Annotated in this window: 22 protein-coding genes; 9 read left to right on the top strand and 13 right to left on the bottom strand. The window is 42.6% G+C overall.

Annotation, left to right across the window (positions count from 1 at the left end; genetic code table 11):
• Positions 1 to 11: 11 nt before the first annotated feature.
• Together Q0895_RS06230 and lon are read right to left on the bottom strand one after the other, a co-directional pair.
• Positions 12 to 566 carry a superoxide dismutase family protein gene (locus tag Q0895_RS06230; protein WP_299186564.1) on the bottom strand — a complete coding sequence of 185 codons (555 nt, stop codon included), beginning with the start codon at positions 564 to 566 and terminating at the stop codon, positions 12 to 14.
• A gap of 380 nt (positions 567 to 946) precedes the next feature.
• Positions 947 to 3,496: an endopeptidase La gene (gene lon, locus Q0895_RS06225; protein ID WP_299186561.1), complete on the bottom strand. Its 2,550-nt coding sequence runs from the start codon at positions 3,494 to 3,496 to the stop codon at positions 947 to 949.
• A gap of 386 nt (positions 3,497 to 3,882) precedes the next feature.
• Here lon and Q0895_RS06220 point away from each other — a divergent pair, with 386 nt between their 5' ends.
• Positions 3,883 to 5,259 (top strand): Na+/H+ antiporter NhaC family protein, encoded by a 1,377-nt coding sequence (locus tag Q0895_RS06220; protein ID WP_299186559.1) that lies wholly within the window; start codon positions 3,883 to 3,885, stop codon positions 5,257 to 5,259.
• Between the two features lie 10 nt (positions 5,260 to 5,269).
• Here Q0895_RS06220 and Q0895_RS06215 read toward each other — a convergent pair whose 3' ends face one another.
• Complete coding sequence (locus Q0895_RS06215; protein WP_299186557.1) at positions 5,270 to 5,725, bottom strand: hypothetical protein; 456 nt, start codon at positions 5,723 to 5,725, stop codon at positions 5,270 to 5,272.
• The gene (locus Q0895_RS06210; protein WP_299186554.1) at positions 5,706 to 6,605 is read right to left on the bottom strand and encodes a 5-formyltetrahydrofolate cyclo-ligase; all 900 of its coding nucleotides are present in this window, start codon (positions 6,603 to 6,605) and stop codon (positions 5,706 to 5,708) included. Before Q0895_RS06210 ends, Q0895_RS06215 begins: the two co-directional genes overlap by 20 nt.
• A 181-nt stretch (positions 6,606 to 6,786) precedes the next feature.
• Here Q0895_RS06210 and fumC point away from each other — a divergent pair, with 181 nt between their 5' ends.
• On the top strand, positions 6,787 to 8,190 hold the full coding sequence (gene fumC, locus Q0895_RS06205) for a class II fumarate hydratase (RefSeq protein ID WP_299186552.1): 1,404 nt from the start codon (positions 6,787 to 6,789) through the stop codon (positions 8,188 to 8,190).
• A 284-nt stretch (positions 8,191 to 8,474) separates the two neighbouring features.
• Positions 8,475 to 9,002: a peroxiredoxin gene (locus Q0895_RS06200; RefSeq protein ID WP_299186549.1), complete on the top strand. Its 528-nt coding sequence runs from the start codon at positions 8,475 to 8,477 to the stop codon at positions 9,000 to 9,002.
• A gap of 468 nt (positions 9,003 to 9,470) precedes the next feature.
• Here the strand turns inward: Q0895_RS06200 and Q0895_RS06195 are convergent, their stop codons facing one another.
• The 7 genes from Q0895_RS06195 to Q0895_RS06165 form a co-directional block, all read right to left on the bottom strand.
• Positions 9,471 to 9,899, bottom strand: coding sequence for an Hsp20/alpha crystallin family protein (locus Q0895_RS06195; RefSeq protein ID WP_075102789.1), 429 nt, complete (start codon positions 9,897 to 9,899; stop codon positions 9,471 to 9,473).
• Between the two features lie 108 nt (positions 9,900 to 10,007).
• A complete protein-coding gene (locus Q0895_RS06190; RefSeq protein ID WP_299186542.1) occupies positions 10,008 to 10,868 on the bottom strand; it encodes a DMT family transporter in 861 nt (286 codons plus the stop codon).
• 148 nt (positions 10,869 to 11,016) lie between these two features.
• Entirely contained in the window at positions 11,017 to 11,826 is an 810-nt protein-coding gene (locus tag Q0895_RS06185; protein ID WP_299186539.1) for a MipA/OmpV family protein, read from the bottom strand.
• 114 nt (positions 11,827 to 11,940) lie between these two features.
• A complete protein-coding gene (locus Q0895_RS06180) occupies positions 11,941 to 12,846 on the bottom strand; it encodes a rhomboid family intramembrane serine protease (RefSeq protein ID WP_299186537.1) in 906 nt (301 codons plus the stop codon).
• Positions 12,847 to 13,009: 163 nt separating this feature from the next.
• On the bottom strand, positions 13,010 to 14,218 hold the full coding sequence (locus Q0895_RS06175; RefSeq protein ID WP_299186535.1) for an alpha-hydroxy acid oxidase: 1,209 nt from the start codon (positions 14,216 to 14,218) through the stop codon (positions 13,010 to 13,012).
• 91 nt (positions 14,219 to 14,309) lie between these two features.
• Positions 14,310 to 16,082: an L-lactate permease gene (locus tag Q0895_RS06170; RefSeq protein ID WP_299186533.1), complete on the bottom strand. Its 1,773-nt coding sequence runs from the start codon at positions 16,080 to 16,082 to the stop codon at positions 14,310 to 14,312.
• A 488-nt stretch (positions 16,083 to 16,570) separates the two neighbouring features.
• A complete protein-coding gene (locus Q0895_RS06165) occupies positions 16,571 to 16,888 on the bottom strand; it encodes a glutaredoxin family protein (RefSeq protein ID WP_075106799.1) in 318 nt (105 codons plus the stop codon).
• A gap of 219 nt (positions 16,889 to 17,107) precedes the next feature.
• On the opposite strand from Q0895_RS06165, the gene mtgA reads away from it, so the two are divergent.
• Positions 17,108 to 17,794, top strand: coding sequence for a monofunctional biosynthetic peptidoglycan transglycosylase (gene mtgA / locus Q0895_RS06160; RefSeq protein ID WP_299186525.1), 687 nt, complete (start codon positions 17,108 to 17,110; stop codon positions 17,792 to 17,794).
• 106 nt (positions 17,795 to 17,900) lie between these two features.
• A complete protein-coding gene (ppk1, locus tag Q0895_RS06155) occupies positions 17,901 to 20,099 on the top strand; it encodes a polyphosphate kinase 1 (RefSeq protein WP_299186523.1) in 2,199 nt (732 codons plus the stop codon).
• 6 nt (positions 20,100 to 20,105) lie between these two features.
• Here the strand turns inward: ppk1 and Q0895_RS06150 are convergent, their stop codons facing one another.
• Positions 20,106 to 20,651 (bottom strand): DUF2058 domain-containing protein, encoded by a 546-nt coding sequence (locus tag Q0895_RS06150; protein WP_299186520.1) that lies wholly within the window; start codon positions 20,649 to 20,651, stop codon positions 20,106 to 20,108.
• A gap of 324 nt (positions 20,652 to 20,975) precedes the next feature.
• On the opposite strand from Q0895_RS06150, the gene Q0895_RS06145 reads away from it, so the two are divergent.
• The 4 genes from Q0895_RS06145 to Q0895_RS06130 all read left to right on the top strand — a co-directional run bounded on the left by Q0895_RS06145 (position 20,976) and on the right by Q0895_RS06130 (position 22,353).
• Entirely contained in the window at positions 20,976 to 21,146 is a 171-nt protein-coding gene (locus Q0895_RS06145) for a hypothetical protein (RefSeq protein WP_299186518.1), read from the top strand.
• Between the two features lie 95 nt (positions 21,147 to 21,241).
• Entirely contained in the window at positions 21,242 to 21,493 is a 252-nt protein-coding gene (locus tag Q0895_RS06140; protein WP_058369214.1) for a hypothetical protein, read from the top strand.
• A 70-nt stretch (positions 21,494 to 21,563) separates the two neighbouring features.
• A complete protein-coding gene (locus tag Q0895_RS06135) occupies positions 21,564 to 22,046 on the top strand; it encodes a hypothetical protein (protein WP_299186511.1) in 483 nt (160 codons plus the stop codon).
• Between the two features lie 88 nt (positions 22,047 to 22,134).
• The gene (locus Q0895_RS06130) at positions 22,135 to 22,353 is read left to right on the top strand and encodes a hypothetical protein (protein WP_299186508.1); all 219 of its coding nucleotides are present in this window, start codon (positions 22,135 to 22,137) and stop codon (positions 22,351 to 22,353) included.
• Positions 22,354 to 22,553: 200 nt separating this feature from the next.
• Here Q0895_RS06130 and Q0895_RS06125 read toward each other — a convergent pair whose 3' ends face one another.
• Positions 22,554 to 23,258 (bottom strand): tRNA-(ms[2]io[6]A)-hydroxylase, encoded by a 705-nt coding sequence (locus Q0895_RS06125; protein ID WP_299186505.1) that lies wholly within the window; start codon positions 23,256 to 23,258, stop codon positions 22,554 to 22,556.
• Positions 23,259 to 23,286: the final 28 nt, after the last annotated feature.

Genomic DNA, 23,286 nt, shown 5'->3' with positions numbered 1-23,286 from the left:
CTTAAGCGTGATTAGTTCTTTTCGATGATACCGCAAGCAATACGGTCGCCAGCATTACCTGCTGGTTGACTGGTATAGTCATCAGCGCCAGCATGAACGATAAAGGCGCGGCGATTGACACTATACTTACCTGTTTTAGCTGCAGAAATCTGCTTGTTTACATAATTAATAGTAGCCACACCATCTTCATTTGCTGTTAAGTTAGGCAAGTCACCTGCATGGCCGTTCATATCATCTGGGTTAGAATGCGGGAAGTTATCAGGATTGAAGTGGCCACCTGCCGCTTTACCCATATCCGCACAGCTACCAGTTTCATGGATATGCAGCGCTACTGTTTTACCTGGCTGCATATTCATAAGCTTGCCATAGACTTGTACACCGCCATCAACAGGACGCAAGAATACTTGGCCTACTTCTTTGTTATTATCAACCGTCTTAATCGTTGATTTTAAGGCAGGCTGACTAAATGGATTGCCTGTTTGGAGCTGATCTTGCACCGTTTGACAACCTGTCATTGCCAACGCAGAACCACATAATAAAACACTTGCAAGCATCGTCTTTTTCATTGTTTTCTCCATTTATTTAATTATTGAACGTTTTTATTGATAGGTAAGTCTACTCTTTACATAGGATTGTTCTGTACTACTCGTTCTGTACTATTCATAGACATCACAGTCAGTATAGACAAACACTCGCTATAGTTATTCACCATAAGCGCAACAATCGGTTAATAAGTGTAAGTATTGTATGGGTTTGAAAAGTAAAGATAAGAATTAAAAGTGAAAAACCTAGTTTGTAAGCATTGAATAATACTTATAAGCCGTTAGAAAAGGTGAGTGCAGTCATAGCATTTAAAAATTGGCTAATCCAAAAAATTAAACAAAAAAAAGACCGTAATATTAATTACGGTCTTTTTGCATCTATTAACTCTTAATAACCTTACAGCTTAATTGTGCAGCGCTTTACCTGAGGTCTTATCAACCGTCACTTTAGCAGGCTTCAATGGCGTTGGCATACTGACTAAGGCAACTTTTAATATCTCATCGATCGTTGCTACTGGCTGAATGGTTAAGCCTTCTTTCACATTGTCAGGGATATCAGCCAAGTCGCGCTCATTACTCGCTGGAATCAATACGTGTTTGATACCACCGCGATGGGCTGCGAGCAGCTTTTCTTTAAGACCACCGATACGCAATATTTTACCGCGTAAGGTAATCTCACCTGTCATCGCAATATCCGGACGAATGGCAATGCCAGTCAAAGCAGAGACCAGGGCGGTCGTAAGCGCTCCACCTGCAGATGGACCATCTTTTGGTGTTGCACCCTCTGGCATATGTACGTGAACGTCAGTGGTTTTGACGGTCTCGTAGTCGATGCCTAAACTATCACCGCGAGCACGAACGACACTCATGGCAGCGCGAATAGACTCTTTCATCACATCACCTAGTGAGCCCGTAAAGCTAAGCTCACCTTTACCTTTCATTGCCACCGCTTCGATGGTTAATAACTCACCACCGACCTGTGTCCATGCAAGGCCAGTAACACGACCAATCTCAGGGTCTTTTTCAGCCAATCCATAATCGTATTGATGTACGCCTAGATAGTCATCGATGTTTTTATCATCGACCACGACCAGTTGACGCTCATCTTTCTTCGGTGCGCGTGCACCATGGTTTTCAACCGAACCGCGTACGACTTTACGGCAGATTTTATTGACTTCACGCTCAAGGTTACGTACACCTGCTTCACGTGTGTAGCTACGTACGATGCTATGCAACGCTGCTTCTACGATTTCAATCTCGCCTTCTTTAAGACCATTTTGCTTGATCGCTTTTGGCACAAGATACTTTTGCGCGATGTTGACCTTTTCTTCTTCGGTATAACCCGGTAGACGGATAACCTCCATCCGGTCAAGAAGGGCAGGCGGGATATCCATGCTGTTAGCAGTACAGATAAACATCACTTGCGATAAGTCTAAGTCCATATCTAAATAATGGTCGTTAAACTTGTCGTTTTGCGATGGATCTAATACTTCTAATAGCGCTGATGCTGGATCGCCACGGAAGTCTTGTGCCATTTTATCGACTTCATCTAGCAAGAATAGCGGGTTTTTCACCTCTACTTTGGCTAAAGACTGGACGATTTTACCTGGCATTGCACCGATATAAGTACGGCGATGACCACGGATTTCAGCTTCATCACGGACGCCGCCTAATGCCATACGCACAAACTTACGACCAGTTGCTCGAGCAATCGACTCACCTAATGAGGTCTTACCCACACCAGGAGGACCCACGAGACAAAGAATCGGACCGCGAAGTTTTTTCACGCGCGACTGTACCGCTAAGTATTCTAGGATGCGATCTTTCACATCTTGTAAGCCATAGTGGTCTTCATCTAGAGTGGCCTTAGCTTTTTCTAGATTAATAGAGACTTTGGTGGTCGCATTCCACGGCGTATCCAAAATCCATTCAATATAGTTGCGTACAACCGATGACTCACTTGACGCAGGCGGCATCATTTTAAGCTTTTTAAACTCTTGCTCCGCCTTTTTACGGACGTCATCAGGTAAGTCAGCTTCTTCTAGACGCTTTTCAAGCTCAGCGACATCATCATCACCATCGAACGCACCATCATTCATATCAGACAGCTCGTTTTTGATGGCTTTCATTTTTTCGTTTAAGAAGTACTCGCGCTGATTGTCTTCCATTTGCTGACGTACCGCATCTTGAATATCTTGTTCGATATTCTGCTCGGCACTTTGCTTAACCAAATACTCAGTCAAGGTATTGATGTGAGCTTTGATGTCGTCATTTTCTAAAAACGACTGCTTGACATCAAGATCCATCGATACGCGAGTTGAGATAAAATAGACCAACTCTAACAAATCATCGATACGCTTCGCTACGCGAGTAAGCTCGCGGGCATTGCGCAGACGTGCATCAGCATAGCCTTCAAACAAGCTGGTTAAAGCTTGAATGGTGTTTTTTTGTTGGCTCTCGTCCATTTGCACATCAAGATCAGCGCGCTCAAAGCTTGCCATCAAGACATTATCATGACTCTGGATGGTATCGACACGCGCACGATATTGACCTTCGATAAGAACTTTAATGCAATCCTCATCACTGTCATGTGGCATCGTGCTGACGATGCGACACACCGTACCGTATTGATACAAGTTGTCATGATTGATATCTTCGGTCAGCGAGTCTTTTTGCGCCACGACCAATACTTTATTACCATATTCAGCTTGCGCGAGCTCAACCGCTTGCACGGATGGCGCACGGCCAACGAATAGGGCAATTTGCATATGTGGATAGACCACCACATCTCTAAGGGCTAGAAGTGGCAAGTAGTCTTCAGCATTATCATTTTTGACAACGTCGGATGACGCGCTCGTTTCTTCTATAGGCGAGCCGTCTGTTTCGTTATCATTGTCAATAGCAGATGATACATCGATGTCGATGTTATCTTTATCAATATTATGTTCACTCATATATTTTTCCTCGTTAACCAGACTTGTAAAGTCAAGTTCGTGGTTCATGTTTAGATAAATGGAGTCCCCATAAAAAATTGCAAGGCCTTACTATAGTCATTGCTAAATAAAATCAAGACATCGATAACCACGCGCAACTAAGGCAAATTATCTCACTTAAGCGCAGATAGTATCGCTTGCTTATTTTTCCTTTGGTTAATGTCTACTTCGTTCTGAGCATAGGTTTTACTTACAAAATCAGGTAAACTGACGCCCTTCTAAAACCGTCTTGTCTAAAGTAGAGCGTTGTAGTTACTAGAGCGAAATTTAGAATTTTTAAGGTTTATAGGTTTTAAGATATTAACCAGTCTTTATCAGGCTAAAGCAAAAAGCAAAAGGGGCAATATATGACAATTAACGCAGTATTATTGGCAGTAGTCATTATGCTTGGTCTGTCACTCGCGCGCGTACATGTGGTGCTAAGCTTATTAATCGGAGCATTAGCAGGCGGACTCATTGCAGGTCTTGGTATTACCGATACTTTAGAAGCATTTCAAGAAGGCATCCGCAATGGCGCACAAATCGCTCTGTCCTATGCGTTATTGGGTGCTTTTGCGGTAGCGATAGCTCATTCTGGTTTGCCGCAGTCATTAGCAGGAACAGTTATCAAACGTATTGACGCTGCTGGCACTGGCGGCATGATTAAGTATATGCTGTTTGCAGGCTTAATTGTCATGAGCTGCTTTAGTCAAAACTTAATTCCTATACACATTGCCTTTATTCCGCTGCTCGTGCCGCCGTTATTACTCGCCTTTAATCGCATGCAAATTGATAGACGGCTTATTGCTTGTTTGTTGACCTTTGGTTTGGTCACTACCTATATGTTTATCCCATATGGCTTTGGTGATATTTATCTCAATCAAATCATGCTAAAAAACGTGGGTGAAGCAGGTATAGATATCGCTAACATTTCTGTCATTCAAGCAATGGCGATACCCGCGTTAGGTATGTTCATCGGTTTATTGACAGCAGTCTTTATCAGCTATCGTAAGCCGCGTCAGTATCAACAAGTCGCTATCGATAAAGAAGCTCGCGATGCCGCTGTTCAAGGTAAGGGGTTAAAAGATGATGAACTCAGTAAGACAACCGCTGGTGCCAAGGCGCAAAGTAAATTAAAAACGCTGGTAGCACTGGCTGCTATTGTGACTGCTTTTGTGGTGCAGCTTTATACGGACTCGTTACTACTCGGCTCAATGTTTGGCTTTGGCGTCTTTATGGCGACAGGCGTGGTCAAGTGGCGTGATGCCGATACGGTGTTTAACGATGGTATCAAGCTGATGGCGATGATTGGCTTTATCATGATTACCGCGCAGGGTTTTGCCGAAGTTATGAAAGCGACGGGTGAGATTGCACCATTGATTGATGGTGCAACCAACTTATTTGCTGGTAATAAAGCCATTGCCGCTTTGGTCATGCTTGGGATTGGTTTGGTGGTGACGATGGGGATTGGCTCATCATTTTCGACCATTCCGATTATTGCCGCAATTTATGTGCCGCTGTGTATCTCTTTAGGGTTTTCGCCGCTCGCCACTGTTGCAATTATTGGTACGGCTGGGGCGCTTGGTGATGCAGGTTCTCCTGCGTCAGATTCGACACTCGGGCCAACCTCTGGTCTAAATATCGATGGCCAACATGATCATATCAAAGACAGCGTGGTGCCGACCTTTTTGCATTACAATATCCCGTTATTGGTCTTTGGTTGGATTGCGGCGATGGTGTTGTAGGTTATAAAACTCACGATCTACCCAAGAATCGCCTTAAAACAAATAAACAGACCTGCCAAAAGCAAAGTAATAAAAATAGTAAAGATGACAGGAATGTCCAAAAAATCATCCCACCTAATGATGGCGGTGCATGCATCGCCATCATACCGAAATAAAGTAAAAACAAGACGCTAGTAACTAGCATAGCCAAAAGCTTCCAGCGACTACGCATGTATATATCTAATGTTACCAATAAGCTTAAATGAAAAAGCGTTGCCATCAACAGTATGACGACTAGTTCTATAGGGTAAGAATGCGGCTCAGGGTCATCAAGAACATGTAGCGCATAAGGGTTTGGTTCAAAACCTAAAGCAATAATAAGACCGACAAAAAAAATCCATAAAATAGCAAAAACTACCCTTAGTGGTTTTGAGCGAAAGTAGTTCATTACAGTCTTTGCAAATCTTTTATGGGTCTTTATTGTCATCTTCAAAATCCCCAATCTCACCACTTAAACTAGCCAAAAACGCATCACTCTGTGCCAGCAACTCATTTAAGCGTTCTTCATTGATAACGCTTGCCAACTCATCAGAGCCAAAAGATTGTTCTTGACTGTAGTAAAGCATTTCTCTTTTGTCATCACCTCCTAATGCTTTTAAATACGTATCAACAGTATCAGCGCTAGATGCTTTTTCCTCAGCACTGTCGTTGGCCTTTGCGCTATTATTTGGTTTAAACCACCTTAAGCCACTTGGCGTGATTACCCCATCCAATGGCACATCCCATGGTTGCCGCTCTAATTGCTCAACGACTTGAAAGTCGTAACACCAGCCAATCTTTAACGGTTTTTTTGACCCTGCCTGATAGCTTTTGCCAAGCGTCGTATCATAAAAGCCGCCACCCATGCCCATACGATTGCCGCGTTTATCAACTGCCACTAACGGACAAATAATGACGTCTAACTCTCGTGCCCAACGTAACCTGCGATGATGGTTTTGTTTCATGCCTAAGTTATGAATCCGTGTCGGTACGTTTACCCATTTTGAATGATAAATCGGCACAAAGCGCAGACGTTTATCATCATGGCCAAGCGAACCAACCACTGGTAAATAAGGCAGATAGCCTAAGCGCTGGCACCAAGTAAGTAGTGGCTGGGTCGGCAGCTCGCCAAAGCCATCATAATATAAGCCAATACGTGCACGTGGAGGCAAGCGCTGTTGCAACTTAATTAAATGCAGGCTAGCCATGCGTGCGTATTGTCTGCGCTCGCCATCTGTAAGATTACGACGCTGACGGGTAAATTGCCGTCTTGGCGGATTGCTAGGTTTATATTGATTCGTTTCAATGTTACTTGGCTTAGGATGCATAGATATACTATCCGTTAATGTATTAAATTGATGGTGGCTGGCGCTTTTAGGTATCAGCAATCCCTATTTGTGAATATTCAACACGTCCTAGTCATGCTATCATAACGCCACTTTACTTCCTATTTTTCATCATGTGCAGCAGTTGTTGCACTTTTCATAATAAATAACACAGAGGACAGTTATGTCGACACAGAATCAGGCAACTCGTACCGAAAAAGATACCATGGGCAATGTGGAAGTCCCAAGCGAAGCTTATTGGGGTGCGCAAACCCAGCGTAGCCGCGAAAACTTCAAAATCGGTGGCGAGACCCTGCCGCGTCCGATGATTGAAGCGATGGCACTGGTGAAAAAAGCCGCTGCTATTACCAATGCAAGCCTTGAGCGTATCGAAGGCGATAAGCGCGACCTCATTGTGCAAGCTGCTGACGAAGTCATCAACGGTGGTCTCACCGATCAGTTTCCATTAGTTGTATGGCAGACTGGTTCTGGCACGCAGTCAAACATGAACATGAACGAAGTACTCGCCAACCGTGCTAACGAAATCGCAGGCAGTGAGCGTGGTAGCTACGCGCCAATTCACCCAAATGACCATGTCAACCACGCCCAATCTACCAACGACAGCTTCCCAACGGCAATACGTGTCGCTGCTGCGCGTCAGATCAACAGCCTGCTTATCCCAGCGGTAAAAGCCCTACGCGACACGCTAGATAAAAAAGCTCGCGAGTTCGATAGCATTGTCAAGATCGGCCGTACGCATTTACAAGACGCCACGCCTTTGACTTTAGGGCAAGAGTTTAGCGGTTATGTGAGCCAGCTTGACCACTCTTTGACACGTATTGATAACGCACTGCAAGGTTTATATGAGCTGCCACTAGGCGGTACAGCGGTCGGTACAGGTCTTAATGCTCATCCTGATTACGCAGTAAAAGCCGCTGAGCAATTAGCTGAGCTAACAGGCTTGCCATTTGTCACATCACCGAATAAATTTGAAGCGCTAGCTGCTCGTGATGCCGAAGTATTTGCTTCTGGCGCGCTAAAAACGCTAGCAGGTAGCTTAAACAAAATCGCTAATGATGTACGTTGGTTGGCTTCAGGTCCTCGCTGTGGTCTAGGCGAGCTTACCATTCCAGAGAACGAGCCAGGCTCATCTATTATGCCGGGTAAAGTAAACCCAACGCAGTCAGAAGCGATGACCATGGTTGTGGCGCAAGTGATGGGTAACGATACGACTATCAGTATGGCAGGCGCGTCAGGTAACTTTGAGCTAAACGTGTATAAGCCTGTAATTGCTTTTAACTTGTTGCAGTCTATCAAGCTATTAGGTGACACTTGCAACAGCTTTAATGACAACTGCGCGGTCGGCATCGAGCCAGTAAAAGAGAAAATCGACGACTTCTTGCACAATTCATTGATGCTGGTGACGGCACTAAACCGTCATGTCGGCTATGAAAACGCCGCGAAAATCGCTAAGACAGCGTACAAAGAAAACAAAACCTTAAAGCAAGTCGCGGTTGAATTAGATCTGATGACCGAAGCACAGTTTGATGAGTGGGTGACGCCTGCGGATATGGTACATCCTTCTTAACCGTAGACCAAATAGTGACCTGCTATGGGGTCAAACTCGCTCAATGTACGACGAGTACAATTTTTGCTCGTCTGCCTTGTAGCAGTGTCATATTTGTTCCACTGAGAAGTTAATCATCTAAAAAGACCTTGTCAGGTGGCAAGGTCTTTTTTTTGGTTAATATTTTTAAAGTTAGTTTTATAGTGAATACAAGCTTAAAAGTTTGCTTATGACCTGACATAACTATTATTATATCTACGCAGCATTTAAAAACAAAAAGACAATAACCCAAATAGGAGTAAATAATGATTACCCATGTACCTGATGTAACCTTTAAAACTCGTGTTCGTGATGAGTCCATCGGCGGAGACAACCCCTTCAAATGGTATGATCTAACCACAGATGAGTTATTCGCCAACAAAAAAGTAGTGGTGTTCTCACTACCAGGTGCCTTTACGCCAACGTGTTCGACCAGCCATCTTCCTCGTTATGAAGAGCTGTATGATGAGTTTAAGGCGTTAGGTATAGATGAAATCGTGTGCGTTTCTGTCAATGATGCGTTCGTTATGTACCAGTGGGGCCTAAAGCAAAACCGCGAAAACGTATTTTTGCTGCCTGATGGTAATGGTGAGTTCACTCGTAAAATGGGCATGCTTGTTGATAAGAGTAATCTTGGCTTTGGTATGCGCTCATGGCGTTATTCAATGCTTGTCGACAATAAAGCCATTAAAAAAGTGTTTAAGGAACCTGACTTTGGCGACAACTGCCCAATCGACCCATTTGAAGTATCAGATGCAGACACTATGTTAGAGTATTTGAAAAGTAATGCTTAGTTTCTGTTGAACATTCAGTTAGTAGGTTGAGTTAGCAATAGCGTAACCCACCGAGTGTATTCGAACAAAAGAAAGTATTTGAATAAAAAAAACCTTGCCATCCTCTATAAATGGGTGGGCAAGGTCTTTTTTTGTTTATTAATGGTAAAAAAAGATTTTTACCAATTAACTTAGGTCGTTCTGACAATGTCGGTACCGTGTTTGGTGACGAAGAAAACTTTAGTATCATGATAGGGCCTTTGCGTTTAAATAATTATCATAAGTCTTCCAATATCTAAAACGCTAAGAGCGAGATACTCTATAAAGGCTGTGATGTCGCCTCTATCGTTAAGCTTAAAGGCTAGTTATGGCAGTTTGATACATTTATGACAAAATCTAAATTACAAAGTCTCGTTTCTATAAAAAAAGGCACATGATGATTCATGTGCCTTTTGATTAACTAGCCTTCTTATTAAAGCTTATCTGGCTTTATTTAATTTCAAGCTTTTTGCGCTCTGAGCTGGTCTCTTTTGGTAGTACCAGTTTTAGTATGCCGTTTTCATAAGAGGCTTCTGCTGCATCAACCTTTACTTTGGATGGCAATTGGAAACTACGCGATACTGAGCCAAAGTAGCGCTCGCTGCGTAGTATCTTGTCGCCGTCTTTTTGCTCATCGTGCTGCGCAATCTCAGCGCTGATCGAAACTATATCTCCGGTAATAGACAGGTCGATATCTTCTTTAGCAACGCCAGGTATCTCAGCGTTTACATGGAACGCATCATCTTTTTCACTGACATCAATCTTGATTTGGCTAGCATTAGGGAGCGCTTCACCATGCAGCGGACGCATCACAAAGCTAGGTGCCATCTCATCAAAGAAGTTGTCAAAGATTGAATTGCGTGTAACAAGTTTACTCATAACAGTCTCCTTATCATTGATTGTTTACTGTGTAACTAACCTACTATATATATAAAGGTAGGCTATATAATTTCAAGGGTTAACTTTAAGATGATATGGTCTAATATATTAATGAGGAATTTCGTCTTTATCTATTCTTCTAGAATAGATATTTAACGAATTACCAGCGACAATAAGTAAGATGCCTATCAATAAGGCAACGGTAAAACTTTCAGAATATAAAAGCACACCAATAATGGATATGAGGGGTAATCTAAACAAATCCATAGTCACGACGAATGTCACCTCTGCGTACTGCATGGCTTTGGTCATACAATAATGTGCCGATAGCGCTGTTACACCTATAACTATAAGCCATAGCCACTGAATACCTACTGGCGTTGCCCACCCGTCTATAAATAAAAGCAATCCCAAAGGCGCTTGTATCAAACACATCATAAAAATAATCGTGATTGGGTTATCTGTATTAGATAACGATTTTGTAGCCACATGAGAAAAAGCATAACAGATGGCTGCACCCAACACGATTAGTGACGCATAGTGAGCAACATCTAAGCTAGGTTGAACGATGACTATTATCCCAAGAATGCCTAATAGTACGGCAATAACTTTTTTTACCGTTATAGACTCTTTTAAAAAGAGATACGAGATGATTATCGTCCAAAAGGGGACAGTAAATTCAATAGCGAAAACGGTCGCTAGGGGTAGTAGTCCTATGCCTAAAAACCAGCCGTATTGCCCCGCGAAATGAAATAGATTCCTTATTAGGTGTAGTTTGATACGTTTGGAAAATGAAAAACGCGCCTTCTTCAATAACAATATGATTGGTAACAACACCAATAGGCCAACTATACTGCGGGAAAATAAAATCTGGAAAACACCGATTTCACTATTAAGCTCACGAGCACCAATAGCCATCAAACAAAACGAAGTAAGCGCACCAATCATCCAAAGGGTAGAGCGGATCATACAAGACATCCCTATAGATAAAGCGTTGAAATTCGTTCAAACTGTAGAGCCAATACTTTGTGCCAATGAATGAATAAGTTACAACAAAAAGCTGGGCTAAAAGCCCAGCCTACGCCAAATATCGTAACTTATATTTTAAAACAAAATTCTAAAACTTATAAAGCAAACCAAGCGTCGTACGGGACTCAGTGCGCGAGTCAACCATTGGGCTGTCGTATTGCTCATCCGATAGATAGCTTAAGCTTTGATTGGCAAAGCCTGCCCAGCGCTCATTAAAGTCATAATTGGCACTGATATTGATGTAGGGGTTGAAGCTTGAATCAGGTGAGTATGAGTCAACTCCAGTACGTGCTGATTCTTCATCACTGACACCATAATAATATTCATTATAGTCTTCGTTATTCCACTCAATACCGATACTTGGATAGACCGTCAGTTTATCTTTGCGGTATTTAGCAAGGTAAGTTAGGCGGCCAAATGTACCATCACTACGATCTAAGACGTCAGTGGCGATTTGTCCACGTAGGCCACCGATAGGAGTGCGGCGTAGATAAGTCAGACCCGCAGCGGCTGAGGCTTTACGTTTATCAAGACCTTGAAGCGCACCATTGGCATCATCAGGGTCAAACTCCATACCTGCCAGCTGTGCATAAGCCGATAGCTGATTGGTCCCATCATTGATGATATATGCACCAGCTTGAGCACCGCGCGCATAAATCTTATTGTTATCATAAAAAACCCCTGGCAATACACGCACTTCGGTATTGTCGTCCAAGTCATAAGCTGATTTTAAAGCCATGACATTGACCCCAACGCTTAGTTCTGCGTCTTGATCGGCAGGTAGATTCTTAAAAGGAGCCGCACTGGACAAGCTAGCCACACTAAGTAATGCAGTAGCTGTTAAAGTACTAAGCAAAACTTGCTTAGTGTTATTAGAAAGTGCTGCAATTTTGAACATAATTGAATCTCATCAGTGAGTGAAAATGATCGGACAGAAAAAAGCGAGTAGGGCAAACTATACTAACCTGCTGCTTTTATAAGCTATCTAGCAATAATAAATAAGTATGAGGGTTTACTCAATGGTTTTTAGCACTTGTAATATTTGCTGGTGAATATCCTGCCACCACCACACAAAACCAATGCTAATCAGTAGCATTACAAGCCATGGAAGTAGCTCCCATATCATTGCAGGTTTAGTGGGTGTCTCTAGCGAGATAGAGCCAAAGGGTTCATGACTGTTAGTAGTATTTATGGGTTCATCGGTAGTAGGATAGACAGTATTTGCATCATGGGCATCGCCATACTCAGGCATATCGTAAGTATGAAAATGTGTCATCGGTGCCACTGATGAAGTCATACGTTGACGATGGGCAAGCGCAAACCCAAAGGCGATAAGCAGTCCAGTAATAGCCCCACCAATGTGACCGGCGTTATCGATTCCCGGTACAGCAAAACCATATACAAGATTGATGCCCATAATAAATATCAGGCTTCTTAAATTGAGTACCATGCCGTTAACAGATATTTTAAATAGTGCGGCTATCAAGAGCGCAGCGCCGATACCCATGATACCCCCAGAGGCGCCAGCTGATAGCCCAGGTTGTCCTGTTCCATCCAAGATACCTTGCCATGTCACGTAATTATTGAGTAAATTACCACCGATTGCCGAAAGCAAAAATAGCGCCAAAAACTTGGCAGAGCCAAACATCGGCTCAGCGATTTGACCAAAAAAATACATCGCAAAGCTATTAAATAATAAATGCATCAAGCCAATATGCAAAAAGCCGCTAGTAATTAAGCGCCAAGGGTCCTCGCCCATGGTATAGGGTAGAGCGTTTGCGCCCCAATTCAATAACTGCTCAGTAGAAGGGTCATTGGCATCGACACCTGTGAGCAGTTGTATGATAAATAGCCCAATAAAACTGATAAGTAATACAGTGGTGATAGGCGCGGTGGCGAATAGCTGCTTAATAGTCATAAATGCCGTTATTTATTAACAGTAATTAAAGAGTAGCAGTATAAAGGTTTGCGCGGCTACAACAAACAATCCGTATGTATATAGCCATCTTAAATACTCAAGAGTTTAAGCTAAGCTTTGTATAGCTTTGAGCTTAATATAGCTTTGAACCTACAAGATAATACTACCAGCGCATCGGCGCAAGATAAGGTAAAGCGGATTTGAGCTGCTCATAAGTACCATTGACTAAGATGTCGTCAGTGACTTTATTGATATCAGTATGACCACAAAACGCCATGCTAATATCGCACTCTTTGTAGATTAGCTCCAATGCGCGGCGCACGCCGTCTTCACCATAAGCGCCCAGTCCATACAGAAACGCACGTCCAATCATCGTACCATTTGCGCCTAATGCTATTGCTTTAAGCACATCTTGCCCTGATCTGATACCGCTATCGAGCCAAATCTCAATCTGGCTATTCTCAGCTTTCACCGCTTGCACGATATCGCTTAGCGCGGCGATAGAAGAGGGTGCGCCATCGAGCTGACGACCGCCATGGTTAGAGACGACTAGAGCATCAGCGCCACTACGCGCGGCTAATATTGCATCTTCAGGCTCCATGATGCCTTTGATAATTAGCTTGCCGCCCCACTGATCCTTGATACGCGCCACATCATCCCAGCTCAGTCCTGGATCGAATTGCTCTGCCGTCCAAGCAGAGAGTGATGACAGATCCTCAACATTTTGTGCATGACCAACGATATTGCCAAAGGTTCGTCTTTTGGTGCCGAGCATATTTAAGCACCATTCAGGCTTTGTCATCAGATTAAGTATATTAGCTAACGTAGGCTTCGGCGGTGCAGAAAGACCGTTTTTGATATCTTTATGACGCTGGCCGAGCACTTGTAGATCGGCGGTTAATATCAGCGCTGAGCAGTTGGCGTCTTTTGCGCGTCGTATCAAATTGGCCATAAACTCTTGATCACGCATCACATACAGCTGAAACCAAAACGGCGCATTAGTATTCTGTGCGACATCTTCTATTGAGCAAATACTCATGGTCGACAACGAAAACGGCACGCCAAACTTCTCAGCGGCGCGCGCAGCATGAATCTCACCATCCGCCCACATCATGCCAGTAAAGCCAGTAGGCGCGATGGCGACAGGCATCTTGACTGGCTCACCGATCATTGTGGTTGCCAGTGAGCGATTTTCCATATCGACGAGTACGCGTTGACGCAGCTTAATACGATCAAAATCGGTTTCGTTATTCCGATAGGTGGTTTGCGTCCACGAGCCTGAATCGACATAATCATAAAACATACGCGGCACTTTACGCTCAGCAACGCGGCGCAGATCTTCGATTTCGGTGATTTTAGTTAAGTCTTTCATAGGTTTATCTCTTATTGCTGTTATGTTTTAACTAGAAGACAACCTTAACCTAACGCTACTAGATCTAGTTTAATAGCATCAGCTTGCCTGATTATCGTCCATTCAGTTTTCTACGGGAAAATTTGCCACAAAAAGACATCAGTCCAAAGAATGTTATGGGCCAGAGAACGGCTAAAGCCCACCACCATATTTGACCGAAGATGATAGCCATACCGATCAAACCTGCTTGCACGACATAATAAATCATCGCTAGCAGTGTTTTGCGAATCACATAGCCTTCTTTATCCACCAAGCCGACTACTGCGCAAGCAGCTACCACATTATGCACCGAAATCATGTTACCAGCCGCACCACCCACAGCTTGCAAGGCTATTACTTGTGCTGCAAGGTCACTATTGAGTCCGATCTGATTGGCTGTTGACCATTGAAAATATGCAAACATCATATTGCTAATAGTATTTGAACCGGCGATGAAAGCACCCATTGCCCCAATCCATGGAGACACTAGCGGCCACGCATTTTGAAAAGCATCGGCAGCACTTTCAGCCAGTAATATTGGCATAGCCGGTAGCGCAGTAGCGACTTCAGCGGCTGAGCCTGAATTAATGAATACTTGTACCATAGGCACCGAGAATAGCAAAGCTGGTGCGGCAGCAACCATGGTCTTTGCCGAGTTACTCCAACTGCGCTTCACCGCTTGGCTATTCATTTTGAACAGTAAAATACATAATAAAGAAGTAATAATTAGAATGCTACCAGGAGAATAGGCGAGCTGTATCTTACTAGAGATTGTTGTACCAAAAAGATTAGTAAGGCTAATGGTTGTTAAATCCCCTACCAGAAAAGCTTTGAGTGGTGCAATCACTCGAGTTATGACCAATAAGGCAATCACAATGAAATAGGGCGAAAATGCACGAATTAAAGAGAACTTTGGGGTTGCTGAATCATCATATTTTACCTCGTCTAAAGTACCCAGCCAGTCTTTGTCCCATTTTGCGCGCGGGGCAAAATCAAAAGTATCTTTAGGCATCAAAAAACCACGCTTAGCAGCGGGAAGTACAATTAACAACCCAATGAAACCGCCAATGAGTGAAGGGAACTCAGGCCCTAGAAATTTAGCAACCAAAAAATAAGGAATAGTAAAGCAAAGACCTGCAAAAATGGCAAATGGCCATACTTTAAGCCCTTCTATGAAGGAGCGTTTTTCACCAAAGAACCTTGTCAAAAAAGCACTTAAAACTAAAGGTATCAAAAACCCAATAAGCGCATGTACAAGGCCTACGTTAGCTGTAATCTGTAATAAATAATTTTCGGCAGTAGTAGGGGCAATGGACTGTGCTAAATCTTGTTTATCAGTAATACCAGACCAAACGCCAAGTAGTAGAGGCGTACCAACTGCACCGAATGATACGGGTGTAGATTGAATGATAAGAATAACCATGACCGATGCCATCGCTGGAAAGCCTAAAGCCAACAACAGCGGAGCACCCACTGCAGATGGTGTTCCGAATCCTGATGAACCTTCTACTAAAGAGCAGAACAACCATGCCACAATGATCGCTTGGACGCGCCTATCAGGTGAAATATCCATAAAGCCCTTACGTATGGCGATAAGAGCGCCGCTTTCTTTCAGCGTATTCAGCAGTAAAATAGCTGCGAATACAATGAATAAAATAGTAAGTGCCACAATAATCCCATTAACAGTAGCAGCCGCTACCTGAGCACCACTAGCGTGCCAAATGAAAAAGGCTAGCAGAGCTGTCACCAAATAGGCAATACTCATAGCTATCTTAGCTGGCAGGCGCATAACTATGAGTAGTATGAATACAACGAGAATTGGCGCTAAGGCTAAGAAAGTGTACATAATTAACAGTCCTTATTGTTATTAACAGTCCTTATTGTTGTGTATACCAGCTTATTTTTTACTGGTTTTAAAGTCATACTAAGTTATTACTATAGTCGATACACTCTAAAAATGTCATAGCGCTACTGGGATGAATTTTGCGCAGCCTCTGGGAACGCAGCACGCAAGTAAAATTTATACCAGTAGCGCGTTCAAATCCATAACAGTTTTACATTCAGCTAACTATATTTATTAAGGCGTGTTAAACACGCCCTAATAGTTGCTCTTAGGTGCTTTCGCTGAGAATTGTATGTATATGATTTAACAGAGTGCAAGGTTAGAGATTTGAGATTATTGATCAGTAAATCATTAGCATTAGTATAATCAATTTACCAAACAGAATATAAAAGTAGTCTAGCAAATATTGAAATACCATACTAGCTAAAATTAGCGGTAGATATTCTAATATAAGAAATTTAAAAGCTCTATAACATCAAAACAAAGTGCCGTTAGTTGTGAGCTAACAGTTGCTGTAAATCCATGACTGAAAATGGATAGTCTAATCGTTTTGATGGCGTCAGAATTACGGGAATGGTGGTGGCAAACTCCATCATCAGATCTTCATTAAAGTCTGCAATATCGACATTCTCGTAGGTAATAGGTTGTACGCTTTGAAAGCGCACCATAAGTTGCTCAGCGATTTCACACAGATGGCAGCCAGAGGTACCGAGTAGCCACCACTTATCAGAACTTTCAGCGCTGCAAAGATTTGGGCTCGCTTCAATAATACGTGCGCGCAGTGCTTTTATATTATTACCATTATGCATATTTATTCTCTTATTTTTATGCTTGTTATAAAGTACTTATCTTAAACCCTTAAATAAAAAGTGAATACTGTTTATAGCTCATTACATGATAAAGAAGTGGGGTAAATAATGACAGCGATTGTGAGATTAGGTAAGATGACCTGCTATTTGAGTTAACTGCTTGGGCTGTTTTTGGATAAGCGGCTACCTTTTATATTTTCAATCACTTGGATATCGCGCATGGCAAGTTTTGGCACATTTATCAAACGAGTATTTTTGGCGTTCATGTTGTTGGTCGTGGTTTTTCATGTTTTGGTCGCAGGGCTATTATTGATTTGGAAAACGCAGCCGGTCAATAACAGTATGTTTATGCTAACTCATCGACTCATGGGCGGCACAGTTACTCAAACTTGGGTAGAGTATGACGACATTGCCAAATCTGCCAAACAAGCAGCAATTGTCAGCGAAGATTCGACATTTAGTCAGCACAATGGTTTTGATCTCAAAGGTATAGAGGCGGCACGCAAAAAGAATGAAGAGACAGGCAAGATGTCCGCTGGCGGCTCAACGATCAGTCAGCAGCTGGCAAAGAACTTGTTTTTGACGTCACATCGCTCTTATATCCGTAAAGGTGAGGAGGCTATCATTACTGTTATGATGGAAAGCTTATGGGACAAGCAGCGTATTTTGACCGCGTATCTAAATGTGGCAGAGTTTGGTAACGGTATTTATGGTATCGAGGCCGCAGCGCAGCATTATTTTGATAAATCCGCTGCCAATCTGAATCGTGATGAGTCAGCATTGCTGATTAGTATGTTGACCAATCCCAAGTACTATGAAGACAATCAAGGCGATAGACGCTTACGTAATAAACAGCGGATTATCAAAAAACGTATGAAAAATGCTGTCTTGCCGCAGGTCGCATAGCTTAATAAAAGCAAAGTCTGACTATCAATGACAAAGCTTGCTGGCAATGACAAAGCGCACTGGAATAAAGGTTTAGCCACGATACATAACTATAAAGGACTGCGATATGAGCACTGCCAACCATGCATCAAACGTTACTATACAACGCGACAATATCGATAAGCCTGATCGAACACAAGATCACAGTCTCACTCAGATAGCTTGGCAACGCTCAGAAGATGGCAGCTACTCACCCAGTAGTTATATCAATCGCGACTTATCTTTATTGCAATTTCATCTACGGGTGTTAGCACAAGCAGCAAGCCCGCGACATCCGTTACTTGAGCGCTTGTTTTTCTTGATTATTTTTTCATCAAACATTGATGAGTTTTTTGAGATTCGTGTCGCAGGTATCATGCAAAAGCTTAATATCGGTGATGTCTCAACGAGCGCTCATGGCATGCGTCCTAGCGAGGTATTGAATGAGATATCAGCCATTGCGCACGAAGCCATAGATGAGCAGTATCGTATTCTCAATGAAGACATCCTACCAGCCCTCGCCAAAGAAGATATCCGTTATCTAAAACGCGATGAATTAAATGCTGATCAGTCAGCATGGATGAAGCGTTATTTTACGGAGCAAGTATCGCCAGTACTAACGCCCATTAGTATTGATCCTGCGCATCCATTCCCGCGCTTGGTTAATAAGAGCCTAAACTTTATCGCAACGTTAGAAGGCAAAGATGCCTTTGGTCGCGATATCAACCTAGCCATTGTGCCTGCGCCGCGTAGTCTGCCGCGCGTCATTCGCCTGCCTGATGAATTGACGGGCGGTAAAGAGCATCATGTCATGCTCTCTGCTGTCATTCATGAGCATATTGGTGAGCTATTCCCTGGTATGAATGTGACAGGCTGTCATCAGTTTCGACTGACGCGCAATGCAGATCTGGACTTGGCAGATGATGTCGAAGATATCGCTAAAGCGCTTGAAGGTGAGCTTGAAAATCGCCGTTTTGGCGATAAAGTGCGGCTTGAAGTCACCACCGATTGTCCAACGCCCATCAGTGATTATTTGCTCAATGAATTTGAGTTACATGACAATCAATTGTATCGCGTCAATGGACCAGTAAACCTAACGCGCCTGCTCTTTGATTTTAATATTCCAGCGCTGCGTTATCAGCCGTTTACCCATGTCGTGCCAAAAGCTTTTCGTAGGGAGGCCGACAAACTTGAAAAGGCGACGAGTATGTTCGCTGCCATGCGTAAAAGTGATGTCCTAGTGCATCATCCTTTTCATGCATTCTCACCTGTGGTGAACTTATTATGGCAAGCTGCTAACGATCCAAAAGTCTTAGCGATTAAACAGACTTTGTATCGTTCAGGTACCAATTCAGAGATTGTACAAGCGCTCGCTGCTGCCGCTCGTAATGGTAAGGAAGTGACCGCCATTATTGAGTTACGTGCACGTTTTGATGAAGCGTCTAACATTGCGGTTGCCAATTATTTGCAAGAAGCAGGGGCAGTCGTGGTCTATGGTATCGTCGGTTACAAAACCCATGCCAAGCTGATGCTCATCATACGCCGTGAAGATGACAAAATCCGTCGTTATGTGCATCTAGGGACGGGTAACTACCATGCAGCTAACGCCAAGGTCTATACGGACTATGGTTTGTTTACCGCTGACGCTGATATCTCAGAAGATGTGCACAAAATATTTCAGGAGCTAACGGGGATGGGCAAACCTGCCAATCTCAAAAAACTGTTACATGCCCCTTTTACTTTACATGAAAAGTTGATGAGCTTTATTGATGATGAAATCACTCATGCCAAAGCAGGCAAGCGTGCGCATATCATTGTTAAAGCCAATGCTCTGACCGAACGTCGTCTGATAGGTAAGTTATACGACGCCTCGCAAGCAGGGGTTAAGATTGAGCTGATCTTACGGTCTATGTGCTGCTTACGTCCACAAGTACAAGGACTGTCTGAAAACATCACAGTGCGCTCAGTCATCGGTCGCTTTTTAGAGCATACTCGTATCTACTACTTTTACAATGCTGGTGATGAACGGATGTATTGTGGCAGTGCTGACTGGATGGATCGCAACTTATTCCACCGGGTCGAAGTTGCGTTCCCAATTGAAGACAAAAAGATATTTGCTCAAATTTATCAAGATGGTTTACAAAGCTATCTACAAGACAATGTACAAGCATGGACGCTCGATGGAAATGGGTGTTGGGAGCAGGTGCAGCCAGCAGCGGGCGAGCCACTACATATTGCCCAAGAGCATTTGTTAAAAACCATCAATCACGTTGGTGAAAAAACCTAACAATCCCTACCACATCAGATCATCTGGGATCACATAGGCTGCATAAGGATCATCATCATCTATCTCAGTGTCTGACTTGTCGTTGGACACGACGATAAACCCTTCTAACTTGGCATCTATACGATCTGCTAACGGGCGGGGAAGTAGCGCATACCCCTCTTCTAGCCGCGCAATAACCACATGACCAGCCACTATCTGATCATACAGTTTTTGAGTGATGTGGATCTTTTTTATTTTAGACTGATCAACGAATTGATAGCTAACATCACTTTCTGTACCCGTGAGTGTCTCTTTAATCTGATGCTGTTTGATCATTTGAATGATATTAGCTTTTAGCGTTTTTTGTTCTAAGATTTGCTGTTTTTCTTGATTGAGCTTCTGATCCTTTTCTACCTTTTTTGCCTGCGCTTCTGCCAGAGCCTTTTTGGCCTCAATATTTGATGAGTCACCAGTACGTTTGGCATGTTGAGACTGTTTGTTTAACTTTTTAGCTTTTTTGCTATCAACCAAGCCAGCTTTTAAAAGTTGAGCTTGTAGGGCATTTTTGGCCATAATTTGATTACCTAGACAATAAACGATGAGTCACTTTTTTAAAGATACGTGGTTTTTAAAAATATATGGTAGCAAATTTTGTTAGCGCGTGTCGTGAGTTCTGCCAAATTGCATAAAACATGCAAAAAGTATAAGTAGCCGACTGTTATCAATCGTCCGCCGTCTAAGGTTACAAACTGTCTTTTAACATCACATTTATTCACATATTGATACGGCAGTACACTAGTGCTATCAATTACTTGGCACCTATAATCAATGTAGATTTAAATAATAAAGTCAATTTTATAAACCAATGATAGATAATAAAAAAGGTAGGAGCCTATTATGAGTGATACAAATAACAATGTTTCAGATGTCAAAAAAGCTGCAGAACAAGTAGATACTCAACAGATTGACAAAAACTTAAATAACACCAGTCAGACTAATACTGCTGAAAATCTAAGCGAGGAAGAGCAGACGCCTTTTATTGAAGAAGATCTGCGTACAGACAAATAACCTGTATTTAGAGCTATAACCGTATTAGAGTTATAACCCTAATATCTTAAAGAAACTTTCAGACCATATTAGACTATAAACGCGAGGAACATGCTATGCCAGACAATACTCGTCCAAATAATGAAGAAGCCGTGCCAATGGATGATCCTGCGTCCGCGCGCCCAGAGAACCCTAAAGACAGTTATGAAGGTCGTAAGTATGAGCCAAATATAGATGGGCCAGAGCAGACATCTCAAGAAACAGATGAAGTGTTTGTTGATCCCCGTAAGGAAGAGGATCTGCCTCCAGGAGGCAAAAATGTCGCTGATCTAAATGCTCATGACTTAAGTCAAAAGAACAACCCATAGGACTCTATAAGCTTTTAATCATTACTCGACCAATTCAATAACTTTATAATAAAAAGATAAGGAAATATTCATGCAAACTAAAGATCCTGCCCTGACCAAGACGCCTATTACAGACGATAGTGTAGATAGCGGTGTAGACAAAAAGGACTTACGCAGTAACGATTTAGAACGCAATAATCTAGAGCGTAACAACTTAGAACGTGATGATGTGAGTAATCCGCCATTGTCGGAAAAGTCAGCCACGACCGATAAAGAAGATTTTCATGACAGTCGTGATGAAATTGAGGCCAATACCTCAGTTAATAAAGGGACTGATACCTTCAATGATGAAGTGGTTGACTCAGAGCATGTAAATGATGGTGATAATCCAGCACGTCAGCCTGATCGCCGCGATCAAGAAGGCGGTACAGCGTTTGATGATGACATCAACGAAGAAACCGTTGGTAGTTCAGCGCCCAAAAGCGAAGAGATTACTGATACAAATCGCTATGCTAGTGTTGCCAATGCCCAGTCACGTACTTTAAATCCAGACGAAAAGAATTCAATTCGTTAGTAAGTGACACCGTGTATTTTCTTTATAAGTCCTATATAAAATGGTCTGTATTTAATTTAACTGGTCACTATAATAATAAGGAAAGCTGATGAGTACGCCACAAGACAATAGTGTTAATAAAAACAACAATGTTGATGAAGACTATGAATTAAAAGACGCAGATGATAATAACGGTATTGTGCCTGATGATGCTTTGCAAAAAGCGAACCCAGCCGCTGCCGAACGCAAAAGCGATGATCATGATCCGCATAATATCGCAAAAGATGTCAAGCAATACGATAGCCCACTTATGGAAGATGACAAGTAGCGAGTACCTTTGTAAATCGTAAAGGTTAGAAAGTAAAGGCGAACGATTGGCCGTATCCAGCTAACGTGATGTTATAAAAGTCATGTCACCATAAAAGACAAAGGTACTATAACTGAAAGGTACTACCACTGGCTACGTAAAAAACCTTAGTCAGTAGTAGTAGCTTCTATTATTATAAGACTATATATTATAAATCGTCCCTACACTGGTGTACCGCTGTGAAAGCGTAGCTCACTATCTGGACTGGATATTAGCTCTGCTTCTACTTCTTTAAATAGTGCCACACGATCATCGATATTGTCATCACATAATGACTGAGCGAGTGCCAGATAATCTTTAAAATGGCGACTTTCTGACTTGAGTAAGTAACGATAGTATTTGGCTAAGCGTTCATCATCAATGACCTCTGCAAGAGCTGCAAAACGCTCACAAGAGCGTGCTTCTATAAAGGCACCGATAATGAGAACATCTACCATAGCAGCTGGCTCATAAGTACGTTTATGCTTTAACATACCTTTTGCATAACGACCAGCACTAAGATACGTCCAATCTTGACCGCGCTCGTTCATGATGCCAAGTACTTGTTCATAGTGGAGCATCTCCTCGCGTATCAGCTGGGCCAGTTTACGCTGTAAATCATAAGAGAACTCGTAACGAAACAGTAGATTCATCGCAGTCCCTGCCGCTTTCTTTTCACAATTGGCATGGTCTTGGATGATTAGTGGTAAGTTAGCAATAGCAGCGTCTACCCAAGTTTGTGTGGTTCGACTACCCAAGAATTCGTAGATAGGAGACATGTCTACCTTAATAGGTGTCCGTAATTGGGTAATATCAATACTATCGTCGTTTTGACGGTTGTTGTCTTGAAAAGTATTATCGTTTATATTATTTATTACATCACTCATGAGGTTCTCTACTACTGGCTATTAACGT

This window comes from uncultured Psychrobacter sp. (genome assembly GCF_947495825.1).
Taxonomy (GTDB): Bacteria; Pseudomonadota; Gammaproteobacteria; order Pseudomonadales; family Moraxellaceae; genus Psychrobacter.
This window is presented reverse-complemented; position numbering and strand designations above follow the sequence as displayed.